This window comes from Methylobacterium guangdongense, assembly GCF_038442355.1.
GTDB lineage: Bacteria > Pseudomonadota > Alphaproteobacteria > Rhizobiales > Beijerinckiaceae > Methylobacterium > Methylobacterium guangdongense.
Map to the genome: position 1 here is coordinate 82,565 of NZ_JBBXMX010000018.1, position 18,075 is coordinate 100,639.

Below are 18,075 nucleotides of genomic sequence, written 5' to 3' on the forward strand. Positions count from 1 at the left end.
GGGATTGGCCGGGATCGGACCATCGATGGCGACGATCGAGCGGCTTAAGAAACGACCGGACTTCCTGGCGGCGGCCGAGGGTCGCCGCTTCCATACCGAGCGGATGAGCGCCCAGGGCCGTCTCCGGACTTCGGATGGACCGCCCGGGCTGCGGCTCGGCTTCACCATCACGAAGCGGGTCGGCCACGCGACGGAGCGCAACCGCATCCGCCGCCGCCTGCGCGCCGCCGTGACCCTGGTCGCGGCCGATCTTCCCGGCGACCTCGCGACCCTGCCGGCCGATATCGTGCTGATCGCCCGCCGCCCCGCGCTGAACGCACCCTTCGAGGCCCTCGCTGAGGATCTGCGACGTGCCTTGCCCGTGGTGACGCGCCCGGCCGCCCCGCGGCCGCCCGGCCAGGGCCGCGGCAAGCGGTCCGCGAACACGTCTGGCGACCGGCCGACCGACACCACACCTCTTCTCTCTGAGGCGGGCCAGCCCGCCCCGTCCGGCCAAGCCGACATCGGCGCGTCGTACGGGCGCGGCAGAGGTCCCCAAATCACAGGCGCGCGCGGGTCCGACGGGACCGGCGCCCGCCCTGACGTCACTCCGAACGCGTGCGGCGGTGTCCCTGATGGGCAATGACAAGACGAACATGTTCGTGGCCATCGGCCTGTCGCTGCTGGTGCTGCTCGGCTGGCAGTACTTCGTGGCCGGCCCGCGCATGGAGCAGCAGCGGCTGATCGAGGCGCAGAACAAGGCCGCGCAGCAACAGCAGCAGCCCCCGGGCGTGACCCCGGACGGGGTGCCGTCGCCGTCCCCGAAGGAGGGCGGCCCGGCCGCGCCGGTCCCCGGCACGCTGCCGACTCCGCAGGGCGGCCCGGTCTCCCGCGAGGCGGCGCTCGCCCGCTCGCCGCGCATCCGGATCGACACCCCGGCGATCTCGGGCTCGATCGCCCTGAAGGGCGGCCGCGTCGACGACGTGTCGCTGAAGAACTACCACGAGACCGTCGACCCCAAGAGCCCCGAGATCGTGCTGCTCTCGCCGGCCGGCAGCGAGACGCCCTACTACGCCGAGTTCGGCTGGGTCGGCGCCAATGCCGGGCCGCTGCCGACCAACGACACCCTCTGGACCAGCGACGGCAAGACGCTCTCCCCCGGCAGCCCCGCGACCCTGACCTGGGACAACGGCGCGGGCCTCGTGTTCAAGCGGATCATCGCGGTCGACGACAAGTACATGTTCACGATCCGCGACGAGGTCGAGAACAAGGGCTCGGGGGCGATCACGCTCTACCCGTACAGCCTCGTCTCCCGCTGGGGTAAGCCGCACACCCAGGGCTACTACGTCCTGCACGAGGGCATGATCGGCTATCTCGGCAACGACGGCCTGCAGGAACTCACCTACGACAAGCTCGCCAAGGAGGGCGCCTACGGCGGCGCCAACACCAAGGGCAAGGCCTGGACCGGCGTGACCGGCGGCTTCGTGGGCATCACCGACAAGTACTGGGCTGCGGCCGCGATTCCCGATCAGGACACGCCCTATACCGGCGCCTTCACCGACCGGACCGACGGCACCACCAACGTCTATCAAGCGAGCGTGCGCGGCGACGCCGTGAACCTCGCGGCCGGCGCCTCCGCCACCGCGACGCAGCGGCTGTTCGCCGGCGCCAAGGAAGTCAACGTCATCAACGGCTACGAGAAGGACCTCGGCATCAAGCACTTCGATCTGATGATCGATTGGGGCTGGTTCTTCTTCATCACCAAGCCGATGTTCCGGGCGCTGGACTTCTTCTTCCACCTGTTCGGCAATTTCGGCGTGTCGATCCTGGTGGTGACCTTCTGCCTGAAGCTGCTGTTCCTGCCGATCGCGAACCGGTCCTACGTCTCCATGGCCAAGATGAAGGCCGTGCAGCCGGAGATGGCCGCCATCCGCGAGCGGTATAAGGACGACCGCATGAAGCAGCAGCAGGCCACGATGGAGCTGTACAAGAAGGAGAAGATCAATCCGGTCGCCGGCTGCTGGCCGGTGCTGATCCAGATCCCGGTCTTCTTCGCGCTCTACAAGGTCCTGTTCATCACCATCGAGATGCGCCACGCGCCGTTCTTCGGCTGGATCCACGACCTCGCGGCGCCGGATCCGACGAGTATCGTGAACCTGTTCGGCCTGCTGCCCTTCCCGGCGCCCGACTTCGTCCATCTGGGCGTCTGGCCGCTGATCATGGGCGTGACCATGTTCGTGCAGATGAAGATGAACCCCGCGCCGCCGGACCCGGTCCAGGCGCAGATCTTCACCTTCATGCCGATCGTGTTCACCTTCATGCTGGGCTCGTTCCCCGCCGGCCTCGTGATCTACTGGGCCTGGAACAACACCCTGTCGGTGACGCAGCAATACATCATCATGCGCCGCAACGGCGTGAAGGTGGAGCTGTGGGACAACCTGCGGAACACGTTCCGGCGCGGGGGCACCAAGGCGGCCACCACCAAGGGCTGACGGGCGAGACGCCGTGCAAGAGATCGAGACCACCGACGACGCGGCCGACCTCACCGAGGCCGGCCGCCTTCTCTTTGCCGGCGCCGCCGACTTCTACGCGGCTGCCCAGACCCTCGACCGGCTGCCGCCGATGGAGGGCGTCGAGATCGCCTTCGCGGGGCGCTCGAATGTCGGCAAGTCGAGCCTGATCAACGCGCTGACCGGCCGCAACACCCTGGCGCGGACCTCGCACACGCCGGGGCGGACCCAGCAGCTCAACTTCTTCCGGATCGGCGAGCGCCTGTCGCTCGTCGACATGCCGGGCTACGGCTACGCGGCGGTCGAGAAGGCCAAGGTCGAGGCCTGGACCCGGCTGATCCATTCTTATCTCAAGGGGCGCTCGAACCTCGCCCGGGTGTTCATGCTGATCGACGCCCGGCACGGCTTCAAATCGATCGACACCGACGTGCTCGATGGCCTCGACAAAGCGGCGGTGAGCTATCAGGTCGTGCTGACCAAGGGCGATTCGCTCAAGAAGAGCGAGGTCGCCGCCCGCATCGCCGGGATCGAGGCGGGGCTCGCCAAGCGCCCAGCCGCCTATCCGCAGGTGATCCTCACCTCGAGCCGGGACGATTCCGGCGTGCCGGAGCTGCGGGCGGCGATCGCCAAGCTTCTGGTGGAGCGCGGCGCGTGAGGTTTTCGGGCGTCGACCGCGCGCTTGCGGCGCTCGCCTGCCTCTCCGGGCTGCTCGGGGTCGCGCTCAGTGCCGCGGCGGCGCACATCCCCGGGGCGGATTCGCTGAAGACCGCGGCGCAGTTCCTGCTGTTCCATGCGCCTGCGATCCTGGCGCTGGTCGCCTTCGGAGCCACAGGTCTCGCCCGAGCAGCACTCGCCCGCGCCGCGGCGGCGCTGCTGGTGCTCGGACTGGTCCTGTTCTGCGGCGACCTCGCGGTGCGGACCTGGCTTCAGCACCCGCTCTTCCCGATGGCCGCACCCACCGGTGGCTTCGCCCTGATGGGTGGCTGGCTGGTGGGGATGCTCTGTGCGCTCGTGCCTGTGCGGCACGGCGCCTGAACGCATCCGCGGGCGTCGCCTTATCGTGCTCTGACCTGCAGGAGGGCCAGCGCCGGCCCCCGCATCTCGGAAAAGACTCCGGCCGTGAGCATCCCGCCATAAACCGCCCCCGTATCGAGGTTGGTGCGGAATCGGCGCTGCTCCGGGCGGCCGTTGCGCTGGGGCGTGTGGCCGTGGACCACGTGCCGGCCGAAATCGTGATCGCCCTCCAGGAACGGCTCGCGGATCCAGAGCCGGTTGTGATCATCCGGATCCGGAATATCGGCCCCGGGCCGGAACCCGGCGTGGACGTACCAGTGGGCTGCGTCCCCGTGCAGGGTCGGCAGCGCCTCGATCCAGTCGAGGGTGTCGCGCGGCAGGTCGGCGGCCTCGTGGGCGCCGAACGAAGCGAGCGTCGCGTCGCCCCCATTGTACAGCCAGCGCTCGGCGGCCTGCGGCGTGTGGAGCGCGTCGAGCAGCATGCGCTCGTGATTGCCCATCAGGCAGGTGACGCGGTCCGGCTCGGCCCAGGCGAGGCGGCTGATGGTATGCAGGACCCCCGCGCTGTCCGGGCCGCGGTCGATGTAGTCACCCAGGAAGACGAGCCGGTGGGCGCGGTCTCCGGCGTGGTCGGCGATGCGTTCCAGCAAGGCGTCGAGGAGGGCGGCGCAGCCATGGACGTCGCCGATGGCATAGGTGAAGGGTCCGGAATCCATGGCCGCATCGTCCACCGGGGCGATCCGGGCCGCAAGTCCGGGCGGGACTCTATTCCGCGAGGTCCCGCATCACGGCGATCAGATCCGCCTTGCCCTCGAAGCCGATGCCGGGCAGCTCCGGCATGGTGATGTGGCCATCCTCGACCCGCACCCCGTCCGGGAAACCGCCATAGGGCTGGAACAGGTCCGGATAGCTCTCGTTGCCGCCGAGCCCGAGGCCGGCCGCGATGTTGAGCGACATCTGGTGGCCGCCATGCGGGATGCAGCGGGCCGGCGACCAGCCGAACTCGGCCAGCACGTCGAGGGTGCGCAGATACTCGACCAGCCCGTACGACAGGGCGCAGTCGAACTGCAGCCAGTCGCGGTCGGGCCGCATGGCGCCGTAGCGCAGCAGGTTGCGGGCATCCTGATGCGAGAACAGGTTCTCGCCGGTGGCCATCGGCCCGGGATAATAGGGCGCGAGGGCTGCCTGGAGCGCGTAGTCGAGGGGATCACCCGCCTCCTCGTACCAGAACAGCGGGTAGTCCCGTAGCATCCGGGCATACGCGATGGCGGTTTCGAGGTCGAAGCGGCCATTGGCGTCCACCGCGAGGCGGCCGCGTCCGTCGATCTCGGCGAGCACGGCCTCGATCCGGCGCCGATCCGCGTCGATCGGCGCGCCGCCGATCTTCATCTTCACGACGGTGTAGCCACGGTCGAGATAGCCGCGCATCTCGGCCCGGAGGGCGGAATCGTCCTTGCCCGGATAGTAGTAGCCGCCGGCCGCGTAGACGAAGACCCGCGGGTCGGCCGTGCGGCCCTTCTGCTCCGCCAGCATCCGGAACAGCGGCTGTCCGGCGATCTTGGCCGCCGCATCCCAGACCGCCATGTCGAGGGTGCCGACCGCCACCGAGCGCTCGCCATGGCCGCCCGGCTTCTCGTTGCGCATCAGCGCGGCCCAGATCCGGTGCGGATCGAGGTTGTCTCCGGCATCCGTCAAGAGGCTGGCCGGATCGGCCTCGAGGATCCGGTCGCGGAACCGCTCGCGGATCAGGCCGCCCTGGCCGTAGCGTCCGTTGGAGTTGAAGCCGTAGCCGACGACCCGGCGCCCGTCCCGCACCACGTCGGTGACCACCGCGACGAGGCTCGTGGTCATCTTCGAGAAGTCGATATAGGCGTTGCGGATCGGCGAGGCGATCGGCTTGGTGACCTCGCGGACGTCGACGATGCGCATGGCGGACCCTCCGGGCTGACTGATCCCGGCGCCGTAGCGTCGATCGGGGTCGATCGGCCAATGCCGTTTCCGGTATGCGCGATGCCCGGACGGCATCGGCCGCCCCCGGCGCGGAGCCTCCCATGGACCTCGACTGGCTGAAGGATTTCCTGGCGCTCGCCGAGCACGGGACCTTCTCGCGGGCGGCCGAGGCCCGCCACGTCACACAGCCCGCCTTCAGCCGGCGGATCCGCGCCCTGGAGGACTGGATCGGCACGCCGCTGTTCGTCCGGGGTGCGCAGGGGACGATCTCGACCCGCGCGGGCGAGGGCTTCCGGCCGCAGGCGGAGGCGCTGGTCCGCGACCTGGAGCGCGCGCGGCGGGAGGCCCGGGCGGCCGACGAGCGGGCGGCGGCGAGCCTCGCGATCGCCGCGACCCACGCGCTGTCGTTCACCTTCTTCCCCGGATGGATCCGGCAGCGCGTGCAGTTCGAGGCCCTCGGCGCCCTCAACCTGATCTCCGACAGCATGGAGGCCTGCGAGGCGATCATGCTCGCCGGGGAGGTGCAGTTCCTGCTGTGCCACCATCGCGCCGACGTCGCGCTGCGCCTCGACCCACGCTTCGAATCCGTCCGCGTCGGCCGGGACAGCCTCGTCCCGCTCTGCGCGCCCGCGGCGACGGGCGCGCCGCTCTGGCCGCTCGCGGACCAGGGGCAGCCCGCCCGCTATCTCGCCTATGGCAGCGCCTCGGGTTTGGGCCGGATCCTGGCGGCGAGCGGCGTCGCGGGGGCGTGCGAACCCGTCTTCACGTCCCATCTCGCGGCCACGCTCCTGACCATGGCCCGGGAGGGCTACGGCGTGGCGTGGCTGCCGGCGACCCTCGCCGCCGAGGCGCTGGAACGCGGGCAGCTCGTCCGCGCGGGGCACGAAACGCTGGATGTCCCGGTGGAGATCAGGCTGTTCCGCTCGCCGACGAACCGGACCGGCGCGGCCGACGCGCTCTGGCGGGGGCTGGGCGACGTCGATCCGGCGGGTCCGCCTCAGCCGTTCGCGGGCCTGGCGTAGCGTCCGTCGTAGCGGCCGGACCGGATCAGCGCGAGCACCTCCGTTTCCCGGATGGCTTGCGCGCGCACGGCCTCGCGCAGGTTCGGGATGATCCCGGGCGGGAAGGTGACGACCCCGTCCGCGTCACCCACCACCACGTCGCCCGGATTGACCGTCCATCCGCCGATGCTGACCGGCAGGTTGGTCGCGCCGGGCCCGGTCTTGAACGGGCCGCGGGGCGTCGCGGCGCGGGCATAGCAGGGGAAATCGGACGTGGCGAAGGCGTCGGTGTCCCGCACGGCGCCGTCGATGACGAAGCCCGCGAGGCCGCGGCTCTCGGCGATCGCCTTCATGATGTCGCCCACGAGGGCGCGGCTCGTGTCGCCGCCGCCATCGACCACGATCACGTCGCCGCGCCGAGCCGCCTCGAGGGCCTGATGGATGGCGAGGTTGTCGCCCGCCCGGACCTGGACCGTGAAGGCCGTGCCGATCAGCTGGCCGCCGCGATGGAAGGGGCGCAGGCCCGCCAGGACCGGCATGCGATCGAGGCAGTCGCTGATCATCGCCGTGGCGATGCCCCGGAAGGCGCCGAGCAGGCCGGGATCGACGGGATGCGGCAGCGGGTGGTGCGTAACGTCTGTCATCGGCCCGGATCTCTTCCCATGTCGCGGTCGCCGGAACCCTGAAGGGTTGGGCGCGTCGGCGCGGGATCCTGCCTCAAGCGGGGCGCGCTGTCGCGCGGCGTCCCGCGCCCGTCAGCGATCGGCCCCCGGCGCGGCACTGCTCGTGGCGAGCCTGCGGCGGGCATCCGCTTGGCTGCTGGTCGCGCCGAAATAGTTCGCCGAGTCGCCGAGCTGCACCGCGGGCTGGCAGTTCGGCGTGCAGGACAGCGACTCCCGCTCGAGCCCGCGCTGGACCGTGATGGTCGAGTCCCGCGAGGCCTCCACGCGGATCATCGTCTCGGCGACCATCGAGCCGGCATTGTCCAGGGCGATCAGGTTGGTCGACCCGAAGCTCTTGCCCGTGAGGACGAGCACGCCGTTCTTCTGCGGCGTGACCTCCGCGATGATCGGATTTCCGACGATGACGGTCGAGGTCTTCTCCGGCAGCCGGATCACTTTGGCGTTATCCACCAGCACGGTCACCACCGGCAGCGGCTCGGGCTGGCCGGCCGCGACCGCCGCGGTGCTCATCATCAGGACGAGGAGGCCGGCTCGGCCCGCCTGCGACAGGGTGCGGCGCATCGAAAAGGCTCCCGTGGAAGCGGTCGGTTGACGGGACCAGGCCCGCACCTGTGGATACGGGACACGGGTGAAGGAAGCGCTAAGCAAACCCAAGTCCTCGGCCCTGTAGGCGATACCGGGATCGGCGCACGACCGCTGAAACCGAACCTTCACCACGCTGGCGGCCGATGAGGTTCTTGGTGCGACCAAAATCGAGTTTAACCGATTTTCAAGGCGATATCGGCAGTTTGTGCGAGCCGCCGATCGAGACCTGAAAATTCTTCGTCGGTCATCGCGTAAGTTTTGGTCGCACTGAATTGATCGAAGGATCGTTCCTCATGAAGAGCCTGTTCACGCGCTTCGCCTCTGACGAGTCCGGCGCCACCGCCATCGAGTACGGCATGATCGCGGCCCTGATCGCGGTCGCCATCATCACCGCCCTGCGGACCGTCGGTACCAACCTGACGAACAAGTTCACCCAGATCTCCGGCAACCTCCAGTAACGGGTCGAGGCTTCACGGCCACGATCTGCGGCAGGTCCGAGCCGCCCCTGTCGTGCATGAGCCGACGGGGGCGTTCTCGACCGGCCGCCGCTGCCGTAGCGGACGCGTAGACGGCTTCCGAGGGTCGGATGGTCCCGGCCCCGTACCAGTTCCACCAACAGGCATCGCAGGTTGGCTCCGAGATGATCGGTGCAGGCGTCGCAAGTTCTCAGATGGCAAGTCTGGGTCTGGCAGGCTTCGGCCTGCTCGTGCTGTTCCCGTTCCTGATGGCCTATGCCGCAGCGAGCGACCTGCTGACCATGCTGATCCCGAACCGGATCTCGCTGGCCCTGGTCCTGGGCTTCGCGGTGCTCGCGGTGACGGGGCCGATGAGCTGGACCGAGATCGGTTTCCACCTCGGCGCCGGGGCCGCGATCCTGGTGGCGACGTTCACGCTGTTCGCCTTCGGGGTGATCGGCGGCGGCGATGCCAAGCTGGCCGCCGCGACGGCCCTGTGGCTCGGCTTCGACGGCCTGGGCGATTATCTCCTCGTCGCATCCCTGCTGGGCGGCGGCCTGACCCTGGCGATCCTGTTCGCGCGCGCCCATCCGCTGCCGATGCGGATCGCGCGCATGCCCTTCGCCCTGCATCTGCACGATGCGAAGACCGGCATTCCCTACGGCATCGCGCTCGCCGCCGCCGCCCTCATCGTCCTCCCCGAGACGGATGTCTGGAGCCGGGCGCTCGCGGGCTGAGCGTCCGAACGCGCTATCGCGGGCCCTTGGAGATCGCCGGTCTGCATCGAGAGCGGGTTCCGGGATCTGGAGCCCCGCCGCCGGCCCCGCTAGAAGTTGGGCATGCCCCTCGCGCTGCTGCGTCGTCCCGATCCAGATCACCTTGAGGTCCAGCACGAGGGCGTGCGGTTCCGCATCGCCCTCCGGCGGCGTCCGACCGCGCGGCGCATCACCCTCCGGGTGTCGGCCGCCACCGGCGAGGTGGTGATCACGCTTCCGAGCCGGACGGCCGTGAACACCGCGCAGCGTTTCGCGACGAGCCATGCCGGCTGGATCGCCGCGCGCTTGGCCCGCCTTCCCGAACGCGTGACCTTCGAGCCGGGCGCGAGCGTGCCGCTGCGGGGCGAGCCACACCGTGTGTGCCTGCGGGGCGCCCGGGGCGGCGTGCGCGTCGAGCGCGAGGCCGATGGGCCGGTCCTCTCCGTCGCCTGCGATCCTGCCCACGTGGCGCGTCGGATCCGGGATTTCCTGGCCCGGGAGGCCCGGAGCGACCTGACGGAGGCGGTCGAGCGCTACACGCCGCGCCTCGGGCAGCGGCCGGTCCGCATGACCCTGCGCGACACCCGCAGCCGCTGGGGCTCCTGCACGGCGCGCGGCGAGCTGAATTTCTCGTGGCGCCTGATCCTGGCTCCGCCGATGGTGCTCGACTATCTCGTCGCCCACGAGATGGCGCACCTGCGGGAGATGAACCACTCACCCCGGTTCTGGGCGCTCCTGCGCGAACTCTGCCCGAACGTGGACGCCGCGGAGGCGTGGCTCAAGCGGAACGGCGCGAGTCTTCACCGCTACGGCTGAGCGCTGCCCGATCCATCGGTCAGGCAGCCCCGGGCTTCAGCCCTTGGAGTGCAGCACCCGCTCGCGGGCGATGGCGTCGGCCGGCCAGGTCGGCCGCGGATCGACTTCGCCGGGGTTCAGGGTGCGGGGGGCGACGCTGTCGCAGACCTCGCGCTGGCGGATGATCACCGGGTTGTCGAACGCGTCCCGCCGACGGACCAAACCTCCCTCCCGGCAGAAGCCCGCGATCGCCGCCTGCCCGTTGCGACGACCGTACGGATTCACCGCGACAGGCGGATGCTCGATAATCAGCGTATCGCTGCGATTGAGTGAGCGCTCGACATAGGTGGTCTCGCCGACCGGCAGGCTCTGAGCCCCGGCCTGCGTGAGGGCGGCCATCAGGCAGGCGGCCGAAAGGGCGAGCGTACGCATCACGGCGACAGAATCCGGCGCTTGAGGACTGACCGACACTTATCTAGATCGCGTTGCCGTGTTCGGATAGCGCCGCCGCGCAACACAGGGCCCGGATCGCTTGACAGCGCGGGGCCGGCCATGGTCCCAACACGCCCGATTGTACGGCTCCCGCCCGCAGGCGGCCGGAGCGTTCCGAAGGGATCGGTGGTGCCGCTTCACGCGAGGCTCGTTCGATTTCGGCGCGCAGTTCGGTGCGCCGCGCTGCCGGTTGTCCTCGCCCTCATCGCGGCGGCGCTCGCCCCCGCGGGGCCCGCCATGGCCCAGGGCATGGTGCGCAATACCTTCGACGATTGGCAGTTGCGCTGCGAGACGCCCGCTGGCGCCAAGGCCGAGCAATGCGCCCTGGTGCAGTATCTCGCGGCCGAGGACCGGCCGAACCTGACCCTGGTGGTCATCGTGCTGAAGACCGCGGATAACCGCGGCTACCTGCTGCGGGTGGTGGCGCCTCTGGGCGTGCTCCTGCCCTCGGGCCTCGGCCTGAAGATCGACCAGACCGATATCGGCCGGGCCGGGTTCGTCCGCTGCCTCACCACCGGCTGCGTCGCCGAGGTGGTGATGGATGACGGCCTGATCCGCCAGTTCAAGAGCGGCACGCAGGCGACCTTCATCGTGTTCCAGACGCCCGAGGAGGGCGTCGGCATCCCGCTCTCGATGAAGGGCTTTGCAGCCGGGTTCGACAGCCTGAAATGACGGGGCCGCTCGGGAGCCGCGCGATGATCGGAGAACGGGACATCTTCGGAGGCCGGCGCCGGCCCGCCGCCGCGCTTCTCGCCCTCGCCGCGATGCTCGCCGCGGTGCCGGCCCGGGCCGAGGAGGGCAACGTCTTCTCGAACCTGTTCAAGTTCGGCGGCACCACGGTCCCGCCGTCGCAGTCCGAGAGCCTCGATCCGCCCTATTGCCCGCCCGTGGAGGTTGCCGACGGCGCCGCCGCCTCACGCACCATGGCCGGCGCGAACGTACGCACGCAATTCTCCCTCGCCCGCCTCGCCCGCGAATGCACGCGGCTTCCGGACGGCTCGATCACCGTCAAGGTCGGGGTCGAGGTGAACGTTCTGCTCGGGCCGGCCGGGGCGCCGGGCCGGTTCGACGTGCCGGTCACGTTCCAGATCCGCCACGACGACAAGGTGATCGTGAGCCGCGTCGAGCGCGCGGGTGTCGTCGTCGGGCCCGGTGAGGCGCAGGGTTTCGCCAACATCGTGGCCGATGCGCTGTCGGTTCCCGCCGCGATGACGGCGGATTACGACATCGCGGTCGGCGTCGGTGCGGTGGGCAAGGGAGCGACGGGCAAGAAAGCCGCAAAGCCCCGCCGCCGGAAGCCCGCGGTCGCCGAGGCGCCCCCGGGCGGAGGCGATGACGCTGCCCAGTGACGCCGCGGCGCGCCGCGTCGATTCGGGTTCATCCGCCGCTTATCGCGACCGACTCTGGCCCGGCCGCGCGACCCGATTCCGCCTGGAGCCGGCGGATGATCCGGTCTTCGATCGCCGCCTCGTTCTCCCGGACCATCCGACCGGCTGGGTCGTGCTGAGCTATCGGGACGGCGCCACGGTGGCGCCGCGCCGCCCGGTTCTGCGCGTCCTGCGCCATTCAAGCGAGACGCCCCAGGATTTCGTTCTGCCGGGCGCGTCCCAGGGCGTCGCGCACTGGCTCGGCCTGATCCCGCCGGATGCGCAGGAGATCCGCCTCTGCGCCGGGCCCGATTTCACCCTGGAACGGGTCGGCGCCCGGCGCGAGATCGGCGTCCTGGCGCAATGTCTCCTGCGGCGCCCCTGGCGCTGCGTCGGGGCGCTCTACGAGCGGGCCCGCGGTTCGGAGCGCCGCTACCGCGATACACTGCGCGGGACCTGCGCGGTGACGCCTCTCGCCCGGTTCGACGCCTGGGCTGCCGCGCGGACCCGGCCGATCCCCATGGCGTCCGCGAACCTGCGAATTCGGTGCCTCGTTCTCTCCCATCCCGCCGAGCCGGCGGCCCTGGCCGCGACCCTCGACGCCCTTCACGCGCAGACGCACGGCCCCGACGCGATCGGTGTCGTCTGGGACGGAGCAGTCCCCGGTACGCCCGATGCCCGCGCCGATCATCGAAGCTGGGACGAGCGCGCCGGACCGGAGGATCTCGTCGCACGCTCCGACGCCCTGTGCCTGCTGCGGTCGGGGGACATCCCGGAGCCCGATGCCCTGGCGCTCTTGGCGCAGGCGCTGGCCGACGCGGATCTCGCCTACGGCGACGCCCTCGGGCCGGACGGCAGGCCGCGCTTGAAGCCGGACTGGAGCCCGGACCTCGCCCTGGCGACGGGCTATCCGGGCCGTCCGCTGCTCGCCGCGCGCCCGTTCCTGGCCGCATCCCTGCCGGCGCCCCTGGGGCCGATGGTGCAGTTGGAGCTGGCGCTTGAGAGCGCCGCCGTTTCGGCGCGGGCGCGGGTGGCCCATGTCGCGCGCCCGCTCGCCCGCAACGCAGCCGATCCCCTCGATCCGCCCGCCCGGGTGTCGGCCCTCGGCGCGCGCCTGAAGACGCCGGCGGCCACGCTCCGGAACGGCGCCGTCCGGCTGCTCTGGCCGCTGCCGGATCCCGCGCCGATGGTCAGCATCGTGATCCCCTCGCGCGACCGGCTCGAGCTGATCTCCCGTGTCTGCCGCGGCGTCCTGCACGAGACGGCCTACGCGCCGCTCGAGCTGATCATCGTCGACAACGGCTCCACCGACCCCGCGGTGCTGGCCCATTACGAGACCCTGCGCCGGGATCCGCGCGTTCGCATCCGGATCGACCCGCAGCCCTTCAATTTCGCCGCGATGGTCAATGACGGCGTCGCGCTGGCATCGGGGGCCGTGATCGTCCTCCTCAACAACGACGTGGCGGTGCTGGAGCCCAGCTGGCTGGACGCGATGGTCCGGCAGGCCTGCCGGCCCGAGGTCGGCGCGGTCGGCGCCAAGCTCCTCTACGGCGACGGCACCCTGCAGCATGCCGGTGTCGTGGTCGGGCTCGGCGGACGGGCGGGCCATATCCTGCGGCGGCGCCCCGGGGATACGCCGGGCCATCTCGGGCGCCTGCGGGTCGCCCACGAGGTCTCCGCCGTGACGGCCGCCTGTCTCGCGGTGTCACGCGAGAAATATCAGGCCGTGGGCGGCTTCGACGCCGAATCCTTCCCGGTCGACTTCAACGACGTCGATTTCTGCCTGCGGCTCGGCGCGGCCGGCTGGAAGAGCGTCTGGACCCCGGACGCGACCCTCGCCCACCTCGAATCCGTGAGCCGCGGCCCATCGGTGGGTCCCGAGCGCGCCCGGTTCGAGCGGGAGGCCGCGCGCTTCTCCGAGCGCTGGCGCGACGTGATCCGGCACGATCCGTTCTACCATCCCGCCCTGTCGCTCACGACCTTCGGTGAGGATCTGGAATGATACGCCGCCCCCCCCGGCGCGGCCTCGCCGACGCGGCGCGCCGGATCCTGGGCCATCCCCGCGAGGCCGGCGCGATCCTCTGGGCGCGCCTGACGGGCAAGCGCCTGCGCGCCCGGCAGAGGCTCGCGGCGCTGGTGGGCATCGATCACCGGCTCGCCCTCCCGAGACGGATCCTCGACCGCTTTCCGCCGGCTCCGGAGGCGCCGGGCGACGACATCCGCCTGATCGGCAACGGCACCCTCGTGGCCGGCGCCCCCGCGCGGATCGCCGCGGCCTTCGCGGCCGATCCCAGCCTCCAGGCCCTCTACGGCGACGCCCTCGTACAGGCGCGGCCGGGCGGTCCGGTGCTACCGCTCCTGCTGCCGGTCTTCGACGCCGACCGGCTCGCCGCCTTCGATGACCTCGGCCCCGTCCTGGCCTATCGGCAGACTGCCCTCGATCCGGATTTTCGCCCGCTCACCCCGGCCGATGCCGCGTTCCGCATCGCCGAGCGGCACGGCCCGCGGGCCATCGGCCATCTGCCGGAGATTTTATCGATTCGGCGTGAGGACGGCGATCCCCTCGCCCCGCGTGCGGGGAGAGGGCCGCGTCTCCCCCTTGTCGGGGAGCGCGGCGAGGCGGCAGCCGAGGGTGAGGGGGCTCGAACGGACGAGCCTCTTCCGGAGCCGCCCCCTCACGGCCGCTTCGCTGCCCGCACGGACGACGGGGTCCGTGCGGGCCTCTCCCCGCAAGCGGGGAGAGGGGGACCTGCGCTTCAGCCTGAAAGGGGTGAACATCACAGGGCAGGGGAGGGGGGCCAGATCCATCACCGCGTGGTGGAGGCTCATCTCTATCGTACGGGCCGCGCCGGGGCCCGCATCATCGTGGCGCCGGACGGGCTCCTGCGCGTGGACCATCCGCTCCCGGATCCGCCGCCGCTCGCCAGCCTGATCGTGCCGACCCGCGACCGGCTCGACCTGCTCCGCCCCTGCCTCGACAGCCTGCGGGCCTGCACCGACTGGCCGTCCATCGAGATCCTGGTCTGCGACAACGACAGCCGCGAGCCGGAGACTCTGGCCTACCTGATCGCGCTCGAACGAGAGGGGAGGGGGCATGTCGTGCCCTGTCCCGGGCCGTTCAACTTCGCCGCCATGAACAACGCCGCCGCCGCCCGGGCGCGGGGCCGGCTGCTGGTCTTCGTCAACAACGACGTCGAGGCGTTCCGGCCCGACTGGCTGACCCTCATGGCCTGCGAGGCCCTGCGCCCGGAGGTCGGTGCCGTCGGCGCCAAGCTCCTCGACGGCGAGGGCCGGATCCAGCACGGCGGCATCGTGCTGGGCACCGGCGGCCTCGTCACCCACGGGCACCGGCATTTCCCGGGGGACGCCCCGGGTTATCGCGGGGCGCTGCGGGCCACGCACGCGGTCTCGGCGGTGACGGCGGCCTGCCTGGTCGTCGAGGCGGACAAATTCCGGGCGGTCGGCGGCTTCGACGACGCGGCCTTCGCGGTCGATTTCAACGACGTCGATCTCTGCCTGCGCCTCAACGCGGCCGGCTACCGGACGCTGCTGGTCCCGGAGGCGGTGCTCCACCACCGGGAGGCGGCGAGCCGCCGCTGGACCCCGGAGGCCCGGGCCCGGCACGCCCGCGAGATCGCGGCCCTCAAAACGCGATGGGGGCCGCTGCTGGCGCAGGACCCCCATTATCACCCGGGCTTCGACCCGGACCTCTCGACCCACGCGCGCCTGCGCCGGGACTTTCCGGCGGCAGGGCCGGCGTCGGTCCGCCGCCCGCCCGCCTGAGCGCGCCTACTGGACGAGCCGCGGCCCGCCGCCCTGCACCTTCTCGTTCTCCGACATGATCCCGAGCCGCTTGGCGACCTCGGTATAGGCTTCGATCAGGCCGCCGAGATCCTTCCGGAACCGGTCCTTGTCGAGCTTGTCGGAGGACTTGATGTCCCAGAGCCGGCACGAATCCGGGGAGATCTCGTCGGCCACGACGATGCGCATCATGTCGCCTTCCCAGAGGCGGCCGGTCTCCATCTTGAAGTCGACGAGCCGGATGCCGACGCCAAGGAAGAGGCCCGACAGGAAGTCGTTGACGCGGATCGCCAGCGCCATGATGTCGTCGATCTCCTGGGGCGTCGCCCAGCCGAAGGCCGTGATGTGCTCCTCGGAGACCATCGGGTCGTTCAGCGCGTCGTTCTTGTAGTAGAACTCGATGATCGAGCGCGGTAGCTGGGTGCCTTCCTCCAGGCCCAGCCGCGTGGCGAGCGAGCCGGCCGCCACGTTGCGCACCACCACCTCGAGCGGGATGATCTCGACCTCGCGGATCAGCTGCTCGCGCATGTTGAGCCGGCGGATGAAGTGCGTCGGCACGCCGATGTCGTTGAGGTGCTGGAAGACGAACTCGGAGATCCGGTTGTTCAGCACGCCCTTGCCGTCGATGACCTCATGCTTCTTCGCGTTGAAGGCCGTCGCGTCATCCTTGAAGTGCTGGATGAGCGTGCCGGGCTCGGGCCCCTCGTAGAGGACCTTCGCCTTGCCCTCGTAGATGCGACGGCGGCGGTTCATAGGCGTGTACCGTGGTTTGAGGAAGTCCATGGGCCGAGGCTCCTGATGCGCAACGATGGGGAGGATCCGCGGCGCGGCGACCGGACGCGAGGTCGGGCAGCCGGACGGCCTCTGCCCGACGGCCCCGGCGACCGGGCGCCAAACTAGCCGAACCGGGTTGCCAGCACAACGCGTTAGCCCGCGGGACGGGATTGCGGAGGACGTCCCGCACGGGCCCCGGATGCCATCACGCCGTCGTCTTGGACGGGTATCGACAGAGATCCGCGATGCCGCAGCGCGGGCATTCGGGCTTGCGCGCCTTGCAGGTGTAGCGGCCGTGCAGGATCAGCCAGTGATGGGCGTGCAGGCGGTAGGCGTCCGGGACGATCGCCTCGAGCCCGGCCTGGACCTTGTCGGTGGTGGTGCCGACGAAGAGCGGGATCCGGTTCGAGACCCGGAAGATATGGGTATCGACCGCGATCCGCGGAACCCCGAAGGCGATGTTCAGGACGACGCTCGCGGTCTTGGCGCCGACGCCGGGCAGCACCTGAAGCGCCTCCAGGCTCGCCGGCACGGCGCCGCCATGCTGCTCCATGAGGATGCGCGAGAGCGCGACGACGTTCTTGGCCTTGGTGTTGAACAGGCCGATCGTGCGGACGAAGTCGCGGACCCGCTCCTCGCCGAGGGCCAGCATCTTCTCCGGCGTGTCGGCGACCGCGAAGAGCGGGCCAGTGGCGAGGTTGACGCCCCGGTCGGTGGCCTGGGCCGAGAGCACCACCGCGACCAGCAGGGTGAACGGGTTGACGTAATGCAGCTCGCCCTTCGGCTCCGGCTCGGCCTCCTGGAACCGGCGGAAGATCTCCGCGAGGGTCTCCGAATCGACGGCGTCCGGCACCGTATCGACCTGCGCGGTGACGGCCGGTCGGATCGGACCGGCGAGCCGACCGGTGGCGGCGGCCTTGCTCCGCTTCGCCGGCCCGCGCGCGGCGCGATCCGTCACGGGAGTGGATGTCTTTCTGGCGGGCATGAGCGCGTTATATGGATCGCATGGCGAGCGGCAATCCATCCGTCCATCCCTATGGCCTCGATCCCGATTCGATGGATCGGCCCGTGTTCGCGGCGACCATCCGGCCGCACCAGTCGCTGAGCCGGCTCGGTTTCCGCGTGGTGATGACCGGCTGCTGCGCGGTCTCGCTCACGGTCTCGGTCTGGGCGTGGCGGATGGGGTTCTGGCCGGTCGCCGGCTTCTTCGGCCTCGACATGCTGGCGATCTACGCGGCGCTGAAGGTGAGCGCCCGCCGCGGGCGCTCCTTCGAGGAGGTGATGATCTCGCAGATCGAGATCCTGCTCGCCCGGGTCAGCCACCGGGGCGAGCGGCGCGAGTGGCGGTTCAATCCGCTCTGGACCAAGATCGAGACGGTGGAGGACGACGAGTACGGGCTTCAGCGCCTGACCCTGGTGTCGCGCCGGCAGCAGGCACTTGTGGCTCGGGATGCCGGCCCGGACGAGCGCGCCCGTGTAGCTCAGGGTCTGAGTGCGGCGCTGGCACAGGTGAAGAAGGGCTACTGAACACGCCTTCTCGGTTGCACGCTGCAGATCGCGTGAGGGGGGCCGCCAGGGCCCGCGCCCGGGCCGGATCGAAAAAATGACCCAGCCTTGAACAAAGCCGTTGACGGGTCGGGATGGTGGATCTATACCCCGGTTCATCGGCGCCGGCCGCGGAAGTGGACCGGGCGCTGAGCCATCTTCTGACAAGCGGCGGGACTGGCCGGCGAAGTAGCCGGGCGGGCCTCTGTTTGCCTCTGATGAGCCTCGGGATACCGAGGTGCTCTTTGACAAGTTGGAATTGAGGAAGGGAGACGCGGGCGGCGTTTGTCCTTGCGGCCAGGCCTTAGGGTCTGGCGTGAGTAGACTTGTGCCGATCTTGTGTTCTTCTTTCTGAGCTCACCGACGGGT

20 protein-coding genes are annotated in these 18,075 nt (G+C 70.5%); 13 read left to right on the forward strand and 7 right to left on the reverse strand.

The window, feature by feature from the left end:
- Positions 1-25 precede the first annotated feature (25 nt).
- The 4 genes from rnpA to AAHG09_RS25360 are packed head-to-tail and all read left to right on the forward strand — an operon-like array spanning position 26 to position 3,524.
- On the forward strand, positions 26-625 hold the full coding sequence (rnpA, locus tag AAHG09_RS25345) for a ribonuclease P protein component (RefSeq protein WP_342110266.1): 600 nt from the start codon (positions 26-28) through the stop codon (positions 623-625).
- Positions 615-2,471: a membrane protein insertase YidC gene (yidC, locus tag AAHG09_RS25350; RefSeq protein ID WP_342110267.1), complete on the forward strand. Its 1,857-nt coding sequence runs from the start codon at positions 615-617 to the stop codon at positions 2,469-2,471. Before rnpA ends, yidC begins: the two co-directional genes overlap by 11 nt.
- A gap of 13 nt (positions 2,472-2,484) precedes the next feature.
- Positions 2,485-3,144 (forward strand): ribosome biogenesis GTP-binding protein YihA/YsxC, encoded by a 660-nt coding sequence (gene yihA / locus AAHG09_RS25355; RefSeq protein ID WP_412760090.1) that lies wholly within the window; start codon positions 2,485-2,487, stop codon positions 3,142-3,144.
- Positions 3,141-3,524 carry a DUF423 domain-containing protein gene (locus AAHG09_RS25360; protein WP_342110268.1) on the forward strand — a complete coding sequence of 128 codons (384 nt, stop codon included), beginning with the start codon at positions 3,141-3,143 and terminating at the stop codon, positions 3,522-3,524. The genes yihA and AAHG09_RS25360 overlap by 4 nt, the downstream gene beginning before the upstream one ends.
- A 20-nt stretch (positions 3,525-3,544) precedes the next feature.
- On the opposite strand, the gene AAHG09_RS25365 is transcribed toward AAHG09_RS25360, so the two are convergent.
- Together AAHG09_RS25365 and AAHG09_RS25370 are read right to left on the reverse strand one after the other, a co-directional pair.
- Positions 3,545-4,219 (reverse strand): metallophosphoesterase family protein, encoded by a 675-nt coding sequence (locus tag AAHG09_RS25365; RefSeq protein ID WP_342110269.1) that lies wholly within the window; start codon positions 4,217-4,219, stop codon positions 3,545-3,547.
- 49 nt (positions 4,220-4,268) lie between these two features.
- Positions 4,269-5,432: a mandelate racemase/muconate lactonizing enzyme family protein gene (locus AAHG09_RS25370; protein WP_342110270.1), complete on the reverse strand. Its 1,164-nt coding sequence runs from the start codon at positions 5,430-5,432 to the stop codon at positions 4,269-4,271.
- A gap of 122 nt (positions 5,433-5,554) precedes the next feature.
- Here AAHG09_RS25370 and AAHG09_RS25375 point away from each other — a divergent pair, with 122 nt between their 5' ends.
- On the forward strand, positions 5,555-6,475 hold the full coding sequence (locus AAHG09_RS25375) for a LysR family transcriptional regulator (protein WP_342110271.1): 921 nt from the start codon (positions 5,555-5,557) through the stop codon (positions 6,473-6,475).
- Here the strand turns inward: AAHG09_RS25375 and AAHG09_RS25380 are convergent.
- Both AAHG09_RS25380 and AAHG09_RS25385 read right to left on the reverse strand, forming a co-directional pair.
- Positions 6,451-7,098: an RraA family protein gene (locus AAHG09_RS25380; RefSeq protein WP_342110272.1), complete on the reverse strand. Its 648-nt coding sequence runs from the start codon at positions 7,096-7,098 to the stop codon at positions 6,451-6,453. The two genes, AAHG09_RS25375 and AAHG09_RS25380, sit on opposite strands and share 25 nt — an antisense overlap.
- Before the next feature lie 111 nt (positions 7,099-7,209).
- Positions 7,210-7,698 (reverse strand): pilus assembly protein N-terminal domain-containing protein, encoded by a 489-nt coding sequence (locus AAHG09_RS25385; protein WP_342110273.1) that lies wholly within the window; start codon positions 7,696-7,698, stop codon positions 7,210-7,212.
- Positions 7,699-8,015: 317 nt separating this feature from the next.
- On the opposite strand from AAHG09_RS25385, the gene AAHG09_RS25390 reads away from it, so the two are divergent.
- The 3 genes from AAHG09_RS25390 (at position 8,016) to AAHG09_RS25400 (ending at position 9,748) form a co-directional block, all read left to right on the forward strand.
- Positions 8,016-8,180, forward strand: a complete 165-nt coding sequence (locus AAHG09_RS25390; protein WP_342110274.1) for a Flp family type IVb pilin — start codon at positions 8,016-8,018, stop codon at positions 8,178-8,180.
- A gap of 182 nt (positions 8,181-8,362) precedes the next feature.
- Complete coding sequence (locus AAHG09_RS25395) at positions 8,363-8,914, forward strand: A24 family peptidase (RefSeq protein ID WP_342110286.1); 552 nt, start codon at positions 8,363-8,365, stop codon at positions 8,912-8,914.
- 102 nt (positions 8,915-9,016) lie between these two features.
- The gene (locus AAHG09_RS25400; RefSeq protein ID WP_342110275.1) at positions 9,017-9,748 is read left to right on the forward strand and encodes a M48 family metallopeptidase; all 732 of its coding nucleotides are present in this window, start codon (positions 9,017-9,019) and stop codon (positions 9,746-9,748) included.
- A 36-nt stretch (positions 9,749-9,784) separates the two neighbouring features.
- On the opposite strand, the gene AAHG09_RS25405 is transcribed toward AAHG09_RS25400, so the two are convergent.
- Complete coding sequence (locus AAHG09_RS25405) at positions 9,785-10,159, reverse strand: hypothetical protein (protein ID WP_342110287.1); 375 nt, start codon at positions 10,157-10,159, stop codon at positions 9,785-9,787.
- A 189-nt stretch (positions 10,160-10,348) separates the two neighbouring features.
- Here AAHG09_RS25405 and AAHG09_RS25410 point away from each other — a divergent pair, with 189 nt between their 5' ends.
- Genes AAHG09_RS25410 through AAHG09_RS25425 form a run of 4 tightly spaced genes read left to right on the forward strand, consistent with a single transcriptional unit; the run spans position 10,349 to position 15,369 of the window.
- Positions 10,349-10,891 (forward strand): invasion associated locus B family protein, encoded by a 543-nt coding sequence (locus AAHG09_RS25410; RefSeq protein WP_412760091.1) that lies wholly within the window; start codon positions 10,349-10,351, stop codon positions 10,889-10,891.
- A 23-nt stretch (positions 10,892-10,914) separates the two neighbouring features.
- On the forward strand, positions 10,915-11,568 hold the full coding sequence (locus AAHG09_RS25415) for a hypothetical protein (protein WP_342110277.1): 654 nt from the start codon (positions 10,915-10,917) through the stop codon (positions 11,566-11,568).
- On the forward strand, positions 11,552-13,588 hold the full coding sequence (locus tag AAHG09_RS25420) for a glycosyltransferase family 2 protein (protein ID WP_342110278.1): 2,037 nt from the start codon (positions 11,552-11,554) through the stop codon (positions 13,586-13,588). The genes AAHG09_RS25415 and AAHG09_RS25420 overlap by 17 nt, the downstream gene beginning before the upstream one ends.
- Complete coding sequence (locus tag AAHG09_RS25425) at positions 13,585-15,369, forward strand: glycosyltransferase (RefSeq protein WP_342110279.1); 1,785 nt, start codon at positions 13,585-13,587, stop codon at positions 15,367-15,369. Before AAHG09_RS25420 ends, AAHG09_RS25425 begins: the two co-directional genes overlap by 4 nt.
- 6 nt (positions 15,370-15,375) lie before the next feature.
- On the opposite strand, the gene purC is transcribed toward AAHG09_RS25425, so the two are convergent.
- Both purC and nth read right to left on the reverse strand, forming a co-directional pair.
- The gene (gene purC / locus AAHG09_RS25430; protein WP_010684691.1) at positions 15,376-16,170 is read right to left on the reverse strand and encodes a phosphoribosylaminoimidazolesuccinocarboxamide synthase; all 795 of its coding nucleotides are present in this window, start codon (positions 16,168-16,170) and stop codon (positions 15,376-15,378) included.
- Between the two features lie 196 nt (positions 16,171-16,366).
- Positions 16,367-17,146 (reverse strand): endonuclease III, encoded by a 780-nt coding sequence (nth, locus tag AAHG09_RS25435; RefSeq protein WP_342110280.1) that lies wholly within the window; start codon positions 17,144-17,146, stop codon positions 16,367-16,369.
- Between the two features lie 20 nt (positions 17,147-17,166).
- On the opposite strand from nth, the gene AAHG09_RS25440 reads away from it, so the two are divergent.
- Positions 17,167-17,688, forward strand: a complete 522-nt coding sequence (locus tag AAHG09_RS25440; protein ID WP_342110288.1) for a DUF2244 domain-containing protein — start codon at positions 17,167-17,169, stop codon at positions 17,686-17,688.
- Positions 17,689-18,075: the final 387 nt, after the last annotated feature.

Excerpts from the sequence above, each read along its gene's own strand:
- AAHG09_RS25405 (WP_342110287.1), bottom strand. The coding sequence starts at position 10,159 with ATGCGTACGCTCGCCCTTTCGGCCGCCTGCCTGATGGCCGCCCTCACG.
- yidC (WP_342110267.1), top strand. The coding sequence starts at position 615 with ATGGGCAATGACAAGACGAACATGTTCGTGGCCATCGGCCTGTCGCTG.
- AAHG09_RS25385 (WP_342110273.1), bottom strand. The coding sequence starts at position 7,698 with ATGCGCCGCACCCTGTCGCAGGCGGGCCGAGCCGGCCTCCTCGTCCTG.
- AAHG09_RS25415 (WP_342110277.1), top strand. The coding sequence starts at position 10,915 with ATGATCGGAGAACGGGACATCTTCGGAGGCCGGCGCCGGCCCGCCGCC.
- AAHG09_RS25375 (WP_342110271.1), top strand. The coding sequence starts at position 5,555 with ATGGACCTCGACTGGCTGAAGGATTTCCTGGCGCTCGCCGAGCACGGG.
- rnpA (WP_342110266.1), top strand. The coding sequence starts at position 26 with ATGGCGACGATCGAGCGGCTTAAGAAACGACCGGACTTCCTGGCGGCG.
- AAHG09_RS25390 (WP_342110274.1), top strand. The coding sequence starts at position 8,016 with ATGAAGAGCCTGTTCACGCGCTTCGCCTCTGACGAGTCCGGCGCCACC.
- purC (WP_010684691.1), bottom strand. The coding sequence starts at position 16,170 with ATGGACTTCCTCAAACCACGGTACACGCCTATGAACCGCCGCCGTCGC.
- AAHG09_RS25365 (WP_342110269.1), bottom strand. The coding sequence starts at position 4,219 with ATGGATTCCGGACCCTTCACCTATGCCATCGGCGACGTCCATGGCTGC.
- AAHG09_RS25370 (WP_342110270.1), bottom strand. The coding sequence starts at position 5,432 with ATGCGCATCGTCGACGTCCGCGAGGTCACCAAGCCGATCGCCTCGCCG.
- nth (WP_342110280.1), bottom strand. The coding sequence starts at position 17,146 with ATGCCCGCCAGAAAGACATCCACTCCCGTGACGGATCGCGCCGCGCGC.
- AAHG09_RS25395 (WP_342110286.1), top strand. The coding sequence starts at position 8,363 with ATGATCGGTGCAGGCGTCGCAAGTTCTCAGATGGCAAGTCTGGGTCTG.
- AAHG09_RS25425 (WP_342110279.1), top strand. The coding sequence starts at position 13,585 with ATGATACGCCGCCCCCCCCGGCGCGGCCTCGCCGACGCGGCGCGCCGG.
- AAHG09_RS25440 (WP_342110288.1), top strand. The coding sequence starts at position 17,167 with ATGGCGAGCGGCAATCCATCCGTCCATCCCTATGGCCTCGATCCCGAT.
- AAHG09_RS25400 (WP_342110275.1), top strand. The coding sequence starts at position 9,017 with ATGCCCCTCGCGCTGCTGCGTCGTCCCGATCCAGATCACCTTGAGGTC.
- AAHG09_RS25380 (WP_342110272.1), bottom strand. The coding sequence starts at position 7,098 with ATGACAGACGTTACGCACCACCCGCTGCCGCATCCCGTCGATCCCGGC.
- AAHG09_RS25420 (WP_342110278.1), top strand. The coding sequence starts at position 11,552 with ATGACGCTGCCCAGTGACGCCGCGGCGCGCCGCGTCGATTCGGGTTCA.